At 63.4% G+C, this 14014-nt stretch carries 12 protein-coding genes; 1 reads left to right on the forward strand and 11 read right to left on the reverse strand.

The window, feature by feature from the left end:
• Window positions 1-106: 106 nt before the first annotated feature.
• The 10 genes from WBK23_RS07585 to WBK23_RS07630 all read right to left on the reverse strand — a co-directional run bounded on the left by WBK23_RS07585 (window position 107) and on the right by WBK23_RS07630 (window position 11166).
• On the reverse strand, window positions 107-394 hold the full coding sequence (locus WBK23_RS07585; RefSeq protein WP_424483373.1) for a DUF2845 domain-containing protein: 288 nt from the start codon (window positions 392-394) through the stop codon (window positions 107-109).
• Window positions 395-439: 45 nt separating this feature from the next.
• Entirely contained in the window at window positions 440-736 is a 297-nt protein-coding gene (locus tag WBK23_RS07590) for a DUF2845 domain-containing protein (protein WP_424483374.1), read from the reverse strand.
• 25 nt (window positions 737-761) lie between these two features.
• On the reverse strand, window positions 762-1058 hold the full coding sequence (locus WBK23_RS07595; RefSeq protein ID WP_424483375.1) for a DUF2845 domain-containing protein: 297 nt from the start codon (window positions 1056-1058) through the stop codon (window positions 762-764).
• Window positions 1059-1069: 11 nt separating this feature from the next.
• Window positions 1070-4096 carry a DUF748 domain-containing protein gene (locus WBK23_RS07600; RefSeq protein ID WP_424483376.1) on the reverse strand — a complete coding sequence of 1009 codons (3027 nt, stop codon included), beginning with the start codon at window positions 4094-4096 and terminating at the stop codon, window positions 1070-1072.
• A gap of 103 nt (window positions 4097-4199) precedes the next feature.
• The gene (locus tag WBK23_RS07605; protein ID WP_424483377.1) at window positions 4200-5216 is read right to left on the reverse strand and encodes a class I SAM-dependent rRNA methyltransferase; all 1017 of its coding nucleotides are present in this window, start codon (window positions 5214-5216) and stop codon (window positions 4200-4202) included.
• Window positions 5217-5335: 119 nt separating this feature from the next.
• Window positions 5336-5641 carry a hypothetical protein gene (locus WBK23_RS07610; RefSeq protein WP_424483378.1) on the reverse strand — a complete coding sequence of 102 codons (306 nt, stop codon included), beginning with the start codon at window positions 5639-5641 and terminating at the stop codon, window positions 5336-5338.
• Between the two features lie 179 nt (window positions 5642-5820).
• On the reverse strand, window positions 5821-7002 hold the full coding sequence (locus WBK23_RS07615) for an acetyl-CoA C-acetyltransferase (protein ID WP_424483379.1): 1182 nt from the start codon (window positions 7000-7002) through the stop codon (window positions 5821-5823).
• 95 nt (window positions 7003-7097) lie between these two features.
• Window positions 7098-7973 carry an oxygenase MpaB family protein gene (locus WBK23_RS07620; RefSeq protein WP_424483380.1) on the reverse strand — a complete coding sequence of 292 codons (876 nt, stop codon included), beginning with the start codon at window positions 7971-7973 and terminating at the stop codon, window positions 7098-7100.
• Window positions 7974-8026: 53 nt separating this feature from the next.
• Window positions 8027-9964, reverse strand: a complete 1938-nt coding sequence (gene acs / locus WBK23_RS07625) for an acetate--CoA ligase (RefSeq protein ID WP_424483381.1) — start codon at window positions 9962-9964, stop codon at window positions 8027-8029.
• 92 nt (window positions 9965-10056) lie between these two features.
• Entirely contained in the window at window positions 10057-11166 is a 1110-nt protein-coding gene (locus WBK23_RS07630) for a DJ-1/PfpI family protein (protein WP_424483382.1), read from the reverse strand.
• A gap of 124 nt (window positions 11167-11290) precedes the next feature.
• On the opposite strand from WBK23_RS07630, the gene WBK23_RS07635 reads away from it, so the two are divergent.
• Window positions 11291-12295, forward strand: coding sequence for a GlxA family transcriptional regulator (locus WBK23_RS07635; RefSeq protein ID WP_424483383.1), 1005 nt, complete (start codon window positions 11291-11293; stop codon window positions 12293-12295).
• Here WBK23_RS07635 and pgi read toward each other — a convergent pair.
• Complete coding sequence (gene pgi / locus WBK23_RS07640; RefSeq protein WP_424483384.1) at window positions 12292-13956, reverse strand: glucose-6-phosphate isomerase; 1665 nt, start codon at window positions 13954-13956, stop codon at window positions 12292-12294. The genes WBK23_RS07635 and pgi overlap by 4 nt on opposite strands.
• Window positions 13957-14014 lie beyond the last annotated feature (58 nt).

The following is a 14014-nucleotide window of genomic DNA, read 5'->3' on the forward strand; positions in this document are numbered from 1 at the left end:
GGCCCTCTTTTTTGTCTGCTGAAAACTGTGGAGCAGCATCGACGATATTGTTTGACGTGGCCCTGGTGGCCAATGAGCGTCGTGCAATATGCCGTGGGTTAGCGGCTCAGCTGCCGCGTTTACTCTCCACGCTTTTCAGTCTGCCGCCTTCGAACCTCAGGTAGTAGTTCATGCCGTTACGCGGGCCATAGACCCATTCCTCTACAAGGAACTCGTTATTACCCTTGGCATCCAGGGTGTAACCCAGCATGTCGCGGGCAACTGGTTCGCCGCACTTGGCGGTGACTTCGCTGGTGCGGTCGCCAGTGCTGGCGATGCCCTTCTCACAGCGCAGGGTGGCCTGCGCGCTGGTTGCCAAAAGTAGCAGGGAGAGGCTGAGTGCGATCCGTTGCATGATGCAATGTCCTTGTCGTTGGTTTGGTAGGTGTACAGAGAGTTGCTAGTTACGGCGTTTGCTGTCGATTTTGATCAGCCGGTTGCCTTCGAAACGCAGAAACTGATACATGCCATTGCGCGGGCCGTATGACCATTCTTCGACCGTGACTTCATTGTAGAAACCATATTCATCAAGTACTTCGCGGTAGCCGAGAAAGTCACGGCTCAATGGTTCGCCGCATTTGCTGCTGACTTCGCTGGTGGTGTCATCGAGGCTGACCAGTCCGCTGTCACAGCGCAGGGTCGACGAGGCGTGTGCGGCCAGTGGCAGAAGCAGCAGGCTGAAGATCAGAGGCTTCATGGCATTTCCCGGAGAGGGTAGAGGGTCAGCGGCTGCGACGCCGTTCGATGGCACGCAAGCGCGTGCCTTCGAAGGTGAGGATGCTCAGCATGCCATTATCGGGGCCGTAGACCCATTCCTCGATCTGGTACTCGCGCCGTTCATTTGGCCCGAGGGAGTAGCCGACCAGGTCGCGGAAGACCGGCTCGCCGCATTTCTGCAGCACCTCGAAGCGCCGGTCATCCAGGCTTACCAGTTGGCTGCCACAGCGCATCGTTTCGGCCTGGGCCAAGACGGGGGCTGCCTGTAGCGCAAGGGCCAGGGCCGCAGAAATTGCTCGCATGAATAGATGCCTTACTCGCTGTCGAGATGCAGGGTGCTGGCGACGCGGCCATTGGCGTCGGCCTCAGCAATATTGACATCCAGCAAGTAGATACGTTCGTCGGTCAGGCCGCCGCGTTCAACCAGGTAGCTCTTGATCTCGGCGGCGCGTGCCTGGGCCAGTTGGCGTTGCAGCAGTTCGCTTTGCCCCCAGGATTGCAGCACGCCTTCGCGCATCTTCGCCGCGCGCTCTTCGTCCGCCAGTTCGCTCCACTCGGCAGGCGGTTGCTGCTTGAGGCGGGTGCGGTAGATGCCCTCGAGCAGCACCGCCTTGTCGTCCTCATCCACCACCAACTCGCTAGGCTCGGCAGGTACTTGGTCGCCACGGCGTTGCAGCATCTTGTACCAGTTGTTTTGGTATTCGCGCTCGAGGCGTTCGATGGCGAGCGGCGGGCCGTCGCTGCTTTGTGCGCTCATGCCTTCGACTTCCAGGCGCAGGGTCGGGCGTTCTTTGAGGGCGCTGGCCAGGGTGTCCAGGGCCTTCTGTGCGTCGCCGTCGAGCTCGCTGTCACCCGCATTGAAACGCACGCTGCTAAGGTCGACTTCACTGCCGCCGCTGACCAGGCCGCCGATAAACTTGAACGGTGCCTGGGCCGCGCGCAGCACCAGGTTGCGCAGGGTCTGCCAGACGATCGGCATGACGCTGAACTGCGGGCTGTTGAGATCGCCCTGCACCGGCAGCTGGATGCTGATATTGCCGTCGGTGTCCTTGAGCAGGGCGATGGCCAGGCGGATCGGCAGGTCTGTGGCGTCTTTGCTATCGACCTGTTCACCAAGCTGCAAGTCTTCCAGCAGCAGTTTGTTCTCGGCGTTGAGCTGGCCTTTCTCGATCTGGTAGTGCAGGTCAAGATTGAGCCGGCCCTTGCGGATGCGGTAGCCGGCGAACTTGCCGGAGTAGGGCGTGAGGGTGGTCAGCTCGACGTTCTTGAAGCTGGTGGCGATATCCAGGCTGTTCATCGGGTCGAACGGCGTCAGCTTGCCCTTGATGCTGACGGGCGCATATTTGTCGACCTTGCCCTGAATATCGACGCTGGCGGTTTTCGGGCTCTGGTTGTCGAGTGTGCCGATCTGGCCGTTGAGTTGCTGGATAGCGGTGGCGAAGTTGGGCGTCAGGCTGAAGTCGGCAAAGTTGGCCGAACCGTCCTTGATGTTGATGCCGCCGATACGCATCGGCAGCGGTTTACTTGCCACTGCAGGCTTGGCGTTGGCCTCGGCTGGCTGTGGAATCACCAGGTCGTTGATATTGGTGGTGAGGTCTTCGTTGATGATAAAGCGCACATAGGGCTGTTGCAGTTTGACCTGGCCGATGGCCAGGCCCTTGCCGTGCTGGTAATCGAGCCCTTCCACCAATACCTGCTGCCATTTGAGGAAGTCGCGGTCCTTGAGGGTGTCGAGGGTGTGCAGTTGCTTGACCTCGGCTTGCCCGGCGATGCCGAAGGCCAGCGGCTCGACACTTTTCAGGTCGACGGCCAGGTCGCTGCCGAGCAGGCCGCTGCGCAGCTCCAGGCGCACGAAGGGGCTGATGTAGGCCTGCGCCAGGCGCAGGTCGATATCGCGGGTGGCAACTTGCAGCTTGGCGGTGGTCGGCGTCAGTTGCACCTGGCCGTCGAGCTTGAGTTGACCATTCTTGTTCACCCCGGTGTCGAGCTTGAGAGCAAAGGGTGAGGTGCCCAGGCTGTCGAAGTCGCTCAGGTCGAGATTGAGCGGAGCCAGGTCGACTTTGACTTCCGCACCGGCGGCGCGGTCGGCCAGGTGCACCTGATAGTCGCGCAGTTGCACGTCACGCAGAATCACCTGCCAGGGTTTGTCTGGCTCTATGGGCTGCTCCACACTGGCGGCTTTCAGCTCAGCAGATTGCTGCGCAGCGGCCGTCTCGGTGCTGTCTTTGACGGGCTCGGGTTCTGTTGTTGCGCTGGAGCCTGCACCACCCTCATTTGGAGCCGGAGCCGGAGCCGGAGCCGGAGCCGCGGCAGGTGTAGGGGCGGGTTTGTCGGGTTGGCTGGCCAGCAGCTTTTGCCAGTCGAGTTGGCCGTCGGCTTCGCGTGCGGCCCAGGTTTCTAGCTTCTGGCTACGAATCTTGCCGACTATGACCTGCTGCTTGGCCAGGTCCAGGCTGGTCTCGCTGATCTCCAGGTTTTCCAGGCGCAGCAGCGGCTTGTTGGCTGGGCTCTTGATGGCGAAGTTGCTGACCTGAACGCTGGTGTTGCTCAGCTGCAGCTCGGTGCCCTTGGCCAGGCTCAGCGAATAATCGCTGCTGAGGCTGAGCACGCCGTCCTCCAGCACCAGGGGCACGGCGTCGCGCACATAGGGCCAGACGGCTTTCAGCTTGCCTTCGCTGAGCTTGAGCTGGCCGCTGGAGGCAATCGGCGACAGGCTGATCTGCCCGTGCCAATCGACGCGCCCGCCGTGCGGACCGATCGCCACCAGGCTCATGTCGGCATTGTCGCCTTGCAGGGTGCTGAGGTTTTTCAGCTCCAGGTTGAGCGAGTCGTAAACGAACTCCACCGGCTCACTCGGGCGCAGGTCTTGGAAATGCAGGCCGCTCTCGATCAGCTCGATACGCCCGATACGCAACGGAAAGGGTTCGCTCGGCGGCTCATCGGCGGCCTTGGGCGGGCTGGGTGGCAGTTTGAACAACTGGCTCAGGTTGAGTGTGCCGTCTTTGCCGAACAGCAGCTCGGTGTGGCCTTTCTCCAGCTCGATGTCGGCCAGGTGCAGTGCGCCGCTCCACAGGCTGTCGAGTTGCAGGTTGGCGTAGAGGCGGCCGAAGGCCAGCTGTTGGTTTTCCGGCTCACCAATGCTCAGGCCCCACAGGCTGACTTCCAGGCTGAATGGGTTGAGCTGCAAGCGCTCCAGCTTGGCCGGTAGTGTGGCGTACTGGGCCAGTTGCTGGTTGGCGATGCGCAAACCGATACCGGGCAGAATCAGGAAGCCCAGCAAGCTGTAGAGGGCAATGGCAATTACGCTGGCGCAGGCTGCGCGCTTTAATCCTTTAAGCATATGAACGTCATCTGTCCCGACGAGAAATGCCTTGGAGTATGGCACGCACCGGCAGTTCCACGCAGGTCCGGCGGGGGATTTTCTGCGTGCCTTGCGCGGTGGTTCAGAATTGCAGGATCAGGGTTTTCAGCGGCGGCTGCCCATCCTGCGAGGGGAAGTCTGCGGCCGGTGGCAGCACCTGGCAGTCGCGCACCGGCCGGCCAAGTTTCTCGGCGCAGCGCAGTACCTGTTCGCGCCAATCGGCCATGGCGACTTTTGCCAGGTTGTTGCAGCAGATCAGTACACCATCATCGGCGGTGGCGAGAATCGCCGGTTTGAGCAGACTCTGGTAATCGCGCAGCAAATCGACGGTGCCGAAAGCGCTCTTGGCCCAGGCGGGCGGGTCGAGCAGCACCAGGTCGAACTGACGCGGCTCAAGGCGCGGGTAATGCGGCAGCTTCTGCCCGCGCCGCGCATTGATCGGCAGGCCTGCCAGTTGGCGAATTGCCGGGAAGTAGTCCGATTGCACAAACTGCATGGGTTGCAGCTGCGGGTTGAGCTGACCATTCTCGCGGCCGACCGCCAGGTTGCCCTCGGCAAAGTCCAGGTTGAGCACTTCGCTGGCACCGCCAGCCGCAGCGCTCAAGCCGACGCCACAGGTGTAGGCGAACAGGTTGAGCACCGATTTACCGGAACTGTGCGCTTTGACCCAGCCGCGGGCGTTGCGCAGGTCGAGAAACAGCAGCGGGTCTTGCCCGGCATGGCGGCCACGCACGCGGTAATTGAGGCCCCATTCATGGCCGGTCAGGTCTTCGAGTGCTGCAGGCTCCGCCTGGTAGACGGCGTCGCTGCGGTCGATCCGCGAATTACCCTGAGAGCGGTCGTTATAGACCAGTAGCAGCTCTTCATCGAGGCTGGCCTGGCACTGCTCGGCCAGTTGCAGCAGTTCGTCGCGACTGAGGCTCTGGTGAAAACTCTGCACCAGCAATTGCGGGCCGTAACGGTCGATGGTCAGGCCGCCAGCCCCTTCCTGGCTGCCATGGAATAGGCGATAGCAGTCGGTACCTTGCTGATGCAGTTCAGCCAGCAGGTCTTGACGGTTATCCAGTGCGGCGCGCAGCGCCTGGTCGAGAGAGGGCATGCGCGGCGACTCGAAAAAGGAGGGCGCGCAGTTTATCAAGATTCGCCGGCAGGGACGCAGACACGGCAAAAACAGCAAGGGCACCCTAAGGTGCCCTTTAATTTGCGAGTGTTCTTCGATCAGACGATGCGCTTGCCGCCGGTGCGGTCGGCACCATCAGCGGCGATGCGATTACCGCCAGTACGGTCGGCACCATCAGCGGCGATACGGTTGCCACCAGTGCGGTCAGCGCCATCAGCAGCTACGCGGTTGCCGCCAGTGCGATCTGCACCATCTTCAGCGATGCGGTTGATGCTGGTACGGTCAGCACCATCAGCACCATCAGCAGCGATGCGGTTGCTCAGGCTGCGCTCTGCGCCGTCTGCGGCGAAAACGTTGCTGGTCAGGCTAGCGGCAATCAGGGAAGCGATCAGGTACTTGTTCATCTGGGTGTCCTCGGAAGAGTCGGGGTAAGTGGCTACGGGGCTAATGTTGCGCCGTGGCCCAACTCTTGAGAAACGCAGGCGGTCAATAGCAGTCATCACTGCTGTCGATGGCAAATAAAAAAGCCGGCCCCTTGGTTGATGGGGGCCGGCTTTTTTGTCGCTATAGCTGAGCGGTGTTATCAGGCCCGTTCGATAGCCAGTGCCACGCCTTGACCGCCGCCGATGCACAGGGTGGCGAGGCCTTTCTTGGCGTCGCGCTTGATCATCTCGTGAAGCAGGGTGACCAGCACGCGGCAGCCGGAGCCGCCAATCGGGTGGCCGAGGGCGATGGCACCGCCGTTGACGTTGACCTTGCTCGCGTCCCAACCCAGTTCCTTGCCGACTGCCAGGGCTTGCGCAGCGAAGGCTTCGTTGGCTTCGATCAGGTCGAGGTCAGCCAGCTGCCAGCCGGCCTTGGCCAGGCAGCGTTTGGTCGCCGAGACCGGGCCGATGCCCATGATCGCCGGGTCGACGCCGGCATTGGCATAGCTGGCGATCTTCGCCAGCACCGGTAGGCCAAGGGCCTGAGCTTTGGCGGCGCTCATCAGCAGCACGGCGGAAGCACCGTCATTGAGGCTGGAGGCATTGCCGGCGGTGACGCTGCCGTCCTTCTTGAATGCGGGTTTGAGTTTGCCCAGGGATTCGGCCGTAGTGCCGGCGCGCGGCTGCTCGTCAGTGGCGAAGGCAACCGGGTCGCCTTTGCGCTGGGGAATCATGATCGGGGTGATTTCATCGACAAAGCGCCCAGCTTCGATGGCGGCCACGGCTTTCTGCTGCGAGGCCGCGGCGAAGGCGTCCTGCGCTTCGCGGCTGATGTCGTACTTGTCGACCAGGTTCTCGGCGGTGATGCCCATGTGGTAGTCGTTGAAGGCGTCCCACAGGCCGTCGGTGATCATGCTGTCGACCAGCTTGGCGTGACCCATGCGCAGGCCGGTGCGCGCGCCGGGCATCACGTAGGGGGCCAGGCTCATGTTTTCCATACCGCCGGCGATGATCACCTCGGCGTCGCCGCAGCGGATCGCCTGGGCACCCAGGTGCAGGGCTTTCAGGCCCGAACCGCAGACCTTGTTCAGGGTCAGCGCTGGCACGGCGTGGGGCAGGCCAGCGAGGATTACCGCCTGGCGCGCCGGGTTCTGCCCTGAGCCTGCGGTCAGCACCTGGCCGAGGATCACTTCGTCGACCTGCGCGCCGTCCAGGCCGGTTTGCTCGAGCAGGCGGCGGATTACCGCAGCGCCCAGTTCCGGTGCCGGGATATTCGCCAGCGCACCCTGAAAGCTGCCGATGGCGGTGCGGGTGGCGGCAACGATGACGACGTCTTGCATAACGCGATCCTCACAAGTAACAGGCGCGGCGGACCGCGAGAGGTGGCTATGGTGGCACAGCGGCTTTGTTTACGGCCAGCGTGCGAACCGACCGGTCAGCGCGGTGGCAGGTTCAGGCGCCGGCGTGCCCGGTGAATCGCGCCGCCGCGTACCGCCCAGCGCAGTACGGGGGCCAGGCTGTCTACGCCTGCATGGATCAGCCGGCTGCGGGTCGGGCTGATCTGCTGGCCGAGCATCTCCTGCGCCCAGGCTGGCAGCAGGTCGATACCCGCCTGCATCAGCAGCTTGGCCGCCGGGGCGGCGAGGGCGCTGGGTGCGGGGGCGTTGAGCAGGATACGGAGGATCTCCTGCGAGCGTTCGTCGCACAGCAATTGTGGGCGAATATCGGCCAGGTAGGCCGCGATCTCGGCCCGTGAGCGCGGCACCTGGGTGGCACCCAGGCGTTCGGCGATCAGGGCGATTTCCGCGTAGTAGCGGTCCTGATCGGCCTCGCTCAGCTGTGGGTTGCGGTAACGCAGATGGGCCTGGAGAAAGCTGTGCACCTCGGCCACATGCACCCAGGTCAGCAGGGCTGGGTCGCTGGCGGCATAGGCGCGGCCATCCGGGGCGGTTCCCGTGACTTTGAGGTGGATGGTTTTCACCTTGTCGATCAGCCAGTCGGCATCGGCGCGTGAGCCGTAGGTGGTGCCAGAAATAAACTGTCCGGTGCGCCGCAAGCGACCGAGCAGGTCTTCACGAAAATTCGAGTGGTCCCACACCCCGGCCAATGCCAGGGGGTGCAAGGCCTGCAGCAGCAGGGCGCTGATGCCGCCGATCAGCATGCTGGTGAAATCACCGTGCACCTGCCAGCTCACCGAATCCGGGCCGAACAGGCCGGGGTCGCCCTGGGGCTGTTCAAAATCAATCTGGCCGAGGGCTATACCGCTGAGGCTAAGGACTTGGCTTTCGATACGGCGGCGAAGAAATTCCATAGGGGCTCTGCAGGACGGCCATGTTTTGCGCATGGCCGTCCTACGTCTGGTTTTTAGCGGTTCAGGCGTTGCTCGATCAGCCCGTCAACCACCGTAGGGTCGGCCAGGGTCGAGGTGTCGCCCATGTTTTCCAGTTCGTTGCAGGCGATCTTGCGCAGGATGCGCCGCATGATCTTGCCCGAACGGGTCTTCGGCAGGCCTGGTGCCCACTGGATCAGCTCGGGCTTGGCAAAACTGCCGATTTCCTTGCCTACCAGGGCCAGCAGTTCCTTCTTCAATGCCTCGTTGAGCTCCACGCCGTTCATCGGGGTGACGAAGGCGTAGATGCCCTGGCCCTTGATGTCATGCGGGTAGCCGACCACCGCGGCCTCGGCCACGGCGTCGTGCAGCACCAGGGCGCTTTCCACTTCGGCGGTGCCGATGCGGTGGCCAGAGACGTTGATCACGTCGTCCACGCGCCCGGTGATCCAGTAGTAACCGTCTTCGTCGCGGCGCGCGCCGTCGCCGCTGAAGTAGTAACCGGGGTAGGGCTTGAGGTAGGTGTCGATCATCCGCTGGTGATCGCCGTAGACACTGCGGATCTGGCTCGGCCAGCTGTCCTTGATCGCCAGCACGCCTGAGCCTGGGCCGTGGATTTCCTTGCCCTGTTCATCCAACAGCACCGGCTGCACGCCGAAGAACGGGCGGGTCGCCGAGCCGGGTTTGAGGTCGGTGGCACCGGGCAGTGGGGTGATCATGATGGCCCCGGTCTCGGTCTGCCACCAGGTGTCGACGATCGGGCAACGGCGCTCACCGACCACGTTGTAATACCACTCCCAGGCTTCCGGGTTGATCGGCTCGCCGACGCTGCCAAGCAAACGCAGGCTGGTGCGCTCGGTGCACTCGACCGGGCCGCTGCCTTCGCGCATCAGCGCGCGCAGGGCGGTGGGCGCGGTGTAGAAGATGTTGACCTGGTGTTTGTCGATCACCTGCCAGAAGCGCGAGGCAGTTGGGTAGTTAGGTACGCCTTCGAAGATCAGACTGGTCGCGCCGTTGGCCAGCGGGCCGTAGACGATATAGCTGTGCCCGGTGACCCAGCCGACGTCGGCGGTGCACCAGTAGATATCGCCTTCGTGGTAGTCGAATACGTATTTGTGGGTCATGGCCGCCATCAGCAGGTAGCCGCCGGTGCTGTGCAGCACGCCCTTGGGTTTGCCAGTGGAACCGGAGGTGTAGAGGATAAACAGCGGGTCCTCGGCGTCCATCGGCTCGGGTGGGCAATCGCCAGAGGCTTCGCGCAGTGCCTCGTGGTACCAGATATCGCGGCCTTCGACCCAGTCGATCTCGCCCTGGGTACGCTCGACCACCACTACGGTGGACACCGCCGGGCAGCTCTGCAGCGCCTTGTCGACATTGGCCTTGAGCGCCACGTATTTGCCGCCGCGCACGCCTTCATCGGCGGTAATCACCGTGCGGCAATCGGCATCGAGAATGCGGTCACGCAGCGCGTCCGGGGAGAAGCCGCCGAACACCACCGAATGCACCGCGCCGATACGGGTGCAGGCGAGCATGGCGTAGGTGGCCTCGGGGATCATCGGCATATAGATGCACACCCGATCGCCCTTTTTCACCCCACGGCTTTTCAGCACGTTGGCCAGGCGGCTGACGTTGTGGTGCAGCTTCTTGTAGGTGATATGCGCCGATTCGCTGGGGTTGTCGCCTTCCCAGATCAGCGCGATCTGCTCGCCGCGCTTTTCCAAGTGGCGGTCGATGCAGTTGTAGCTGACGTTGAGTTGGCCGCCCTTGAACCAGGAGCCCTGACCGCTGAGCAGATCACCCTGCTGCACGCTGGTCCAGGGTTTGCTCCAGTCGAGGAAGGCCTTGGCCTGCTCGGCCCAGAAGATTTCCGGCTGCTCGATCGACTGCTGATAGAGGCGTTGGTAGTCGTCGTTGTCCAGGTGAGCGCGTTGGCGCACTGCATCGGCAACCGGGTGGCGAGTGATTTCGAACATGGCGGGTCCTTGTTGTTGTGTTCCGCGTGGTGTTCCGTAGTAATAACCGCAAGGGTGAACCAAGCGGGTGCTCGGTTCAAGTGCCATGGCGCTTAGGGCGGCGAGTCCGGCGCAAGGTAGGGGCTGGGGTATTCCAGCTGCAGAGTGACCAGGCGTGCAGTCGCAGGGCCGTGTTGGCTGGCGATATTCTCCAGGGCCTGCTGCAGGGCATGGCTCGCCGGACCATTGGCGAGGCTGAGGGTGCGCATATCCGGCGCGCTGCGCGTGCGGTCAGGGATCAAGTGCAGGCCGCTGCGGGTCACCAACGGTGCCGAGGCGATGCTCAGCACCTGTGAGCGGTAGGTGCGCGCGTGGGCATCGGCAGTCAGGGCCAGGGCGATTTCGTCGATCCCGGCCTGCACGGGGATGGCCAGCGTTTCATGTTCCCAGAACGTCAGCCAGTTACCGGCCAGGGTCAGGTAGTCGGCGCGGTGCAGGGTAAAGGGGCGGCTGTCGTGAGCGGCTGACCAGTCGGGCAGCCCCAGTTCATCGGCAAGCTGTTGCGCCCGCGCACGCCCGGCAATGGCCTCGACCAGGGCCAGGGATACCGGCATGGCGGCGCTGACCCCCGAGCTGCTGATCACCGCGCCATCGACCACATAGCGGCGCTGTTCCAGCCATTGGGTCTGGGGGAATTGTGCGCGGCGTTCGCTGGCCGAGTACCAATGCCCGGTGGCGCGGTGTCCGTCCAATAGGCCGGCGTGAGCCAGGCTGAATACGCCATCGCAGATGCCCAGCAGAGTTGCGCCTTTGCCCGCTTGCGCGCGAATCCAGGCGAGCAGGCGCGCGTCGTCGTTATGGTGAGTCGCCGCCACGATCAGGTAATCGGCCCCTTGCGGATAGCGTGCGTCGAACTCGGCCGTGCTGGCGTCGGCGGCAAAGCTCAACGCCGGCATCATCCTGATGCTGCCGGGGTCGGGGGCGACGGCCAGTACCTCGGCGATATCGGCGCGTTTGAGAATCCCGTAGGGCACCACGAAATCGACCAGTTCGGTCATGCGGTTCTCGCCCAGCACGGCAATCACCGGGCGCGCGCGACCGTGGCGGGGCACATAGGCGGCGATGGCTTCGTCGGTTATCGGTGGCGGTGTTGCGGCAAGCAGGTGGTTCGTGTCGAGCAACAGGCTGAGGCACAGGCTGAGCAGTAGAAGGCGAGTAGGCATGGGCAGTCTCCAGTCGAGGCTTTAGTCTCGTCTGGGTGTGTTTGGCAGTAATGCCATTGATGAGTGAATATCTGCCAATGCCGCACGCTCGCGCGCCTGTGAATAGGCACCAAGGATGAGTGATATGCACGGTTTTCCACTGTCACCGCCTGGTGACCTGCAGGACGTTCTGTTGCTGGTCTTCGACAATTTCCAGTTGCTCGATGCCAGCGGGCCGCTGGAGGTCTTTGCCGTGGTCAACGATCATCTGGCGGCTGCTGGTTTGCCGCCGCGTTATCGCCTGCGCCTGGTTTCGCAGCATGGTGGCGAGGTGCGCGCTTCGGCGGGCGTGGTGCTGCTGACGGAGCCCTTGCCGGCGCTTGCCCAGTTGGCTGGGGCTACGCTGCTGGTGGCTGGTGGTTTCGGTGTGATGCCGGCGCTGGCCGGCGGGCAGTTGGCCGCCTGGTTGCGTCAGGCCGCCGAGCAGCTGGCGCGCTGTTGTTCGGTGTGCACCGGGGCCTTTCTGCTGGGCCAGGCCGGGCTGCTGGATGGCCGTATGGCGGTTACCCATTGGCGCTACGTCGAGCTGCTGCAGCGCAGCTTTGCGCGTATCGAGGTGTGCGCCGACGCGCTGTTTATCAAGGATGGCAACTGCTACAGCTCGGCCGGAGTGACCGCCGGGATTGACCTGTGCCTGGCGCTGGTGGAGGAAGACTGCGGGCCGGCAATGGCTTTGGACGTGGCCAAGGACCTGGTGCTGCCACTCAGGCGCAGCGGGGGTCAGCGCCAGTTCAGCGCCGAGCTGCTGGCACAGACCGGGGCACCAGGCGGCCTGGCGGAAAGCCTCAAGCACTGGCTGCAGCCCAGGCTGCAACAGCGGCTGGATAATGAGGCGATGGCGGCGGGGTTGGCGCTGTCGGTGCGCACCTTGCACCGCCGTTGCCGCGAGGAGCTGCAGATGACGCCGGGGCATTATCTGCAGCAGCTGCGCCTGGAGGCGGCCTGTCGCCAGTTGGAGCAGGGTGCCCGCTCACTCAAGCGGGTGGCTGAGCAGTGCGGTTTCGTCTCGCTGTACAACCTGCGGCGCTGCTTCAGTCAGCATCTGGGGATTACCCCCGATGAATATCGTCAGCGTTTCTGCCGCAATTAGCCGCGATGGCGCTCGCGGAAGTGCTGGATCAGGCCTTGGGTCGAGGCGTCACTGGCTGGCTCGTCGAGTTGGCCGGTGAGGCGCTGGTAGACGCCCTGGCCCAGTTCCTTGCCCAGCTCGACGCCCCACTGGTCGAAGGCGTTGATGCCCCAGATGGCGCTTTGCACGAACACCTTGTGCTCATACAGGGCGACCAGCGCACCGAGGTTGAATGGGTCGACGCGGTTGAGCGCGAGGATATTGCTCGGCCGGTTGCCGGGGATCACCTTGTGCGGTGCCAGGCGCTGCACTTCGGCCTCACTCAGGCCCTTGGCGCGCAGCTCGCTCTCGGCCTCCTCGCGGGTCTTGCCGTGCATCAAGGCCTGGCTCTGCGACAGGCAGTTGGCGAACAGCCACTGGTGGTGATCGGCCAGCGGGCTGAAGCTGTTGACCGGCACGATAAAGTCGGCCGGAATCAGTTGGCCGCCCTGGTGCAGCAACTGGTGGTAGGCGTGCTGGCCGTTGCAGCCGACGCCGCCCCAGATCACTGGCCCAGTGCTGAAATTGACCGCACTGCCGTCCTGGCGCACCGACTTGCCGTTGGACTCCATGTCCAGTTGCTGCAAGTGCTTGGTGAAGTTACGCAGGTAATGGTCGTACGGCAGGATCGCCTGGCTCTTGGCGTCCCAGAAGTTGTTGTACCAGATGCCCAGCAGGGCCATCAGCACCGGCATGTTCTGCGCCAGCGGGGCCTGGGTGAAGTGCTGGTCCATGGCGTAGGCCCCGGCCAGCAGTTCCTTGAAGTTGGAGATGCCGATGGCCAGGGCAATCGGCAAGCCAATGGCCGACCACAGCGAATAGCGGCCGCCGACCCAGTCCCACATCGGGAAGACGTTTTCCGCCTTGATGCCGAACTCGACGGCGGCCTTCTGGTTGCTGCTCACGGCGATAAAGTGCTTGTGCAGCTGGTCTTCCGGGCCGCCCAGGGCCAGGTACCAGTCCCGTGCGGCGAGGGCGTTTTTCAGGGTTTCCAGGGTGCCGAAGGACTTCGACGAGACGATAAACAGAGTGGTCTGCGGGTTCAGGCGCGCGGTCAGTTCGCGGAACTCGCTGCCGTCGATATTGGCCAGGTAATGGCAGCGCACGCCACGTTGGGTGAACGGGCGCAGCGCCTCGGAAACCAGCTGCGGGCCGAGGAAGGAACCACCGATGCCGATATTCACCACCTCGGTGATCGGCTTGTCGGTGTAGCCGCGCCACAGGCCGCTGTGAATCCGCCCGACCAGATCGGTCATCTGGTTAAGCACGCGGTGCACCTGGGGAATCAGGTCGACGCCATCCAGCTTCAGGCTGCGGCCGATCGGGCTGCGCAGGGCCGTGTGCAGCGCGGCGCGGCCTTCGGAGGCGTTGACCCGCTCGCCCTTGAACAGCGCCTGGATGGCTTCCGGCAGTTGGCTCTGTTCGGCCAGTTGCACCAGCAATTCCAGGGTCTTGTCGCTGATCAGGTTTTTCGAGTAATCCAGCAGCAGCCCACAGCTGCTCAGGGAGAAGCGCGAGAAGCGCTGTGGGTCACTGGCAAAGGCCTCGCGCATGCTGAAGTCGTTCATCTGCTGACGATGCTCGCGCAGCGCCTGCCACGCGGGCAGGCTGGTGACGTCATGCGGCTGCTGGTAATAGGCCATTGGTGCGTGTTCCTTATTCTTAAGCGGGTAAACCATGCAAAAAGCCCGGAGCAATCCG

It is taken from the genome of Pseudomonas sp., from assembly GCF_049653025.1.
Classification (GTDB): Bacteria; Pseudomonadota; Gammaproteobacteria; order Pseudomonadales; family Pseudomonadaceae; genus Aquipseudomonas.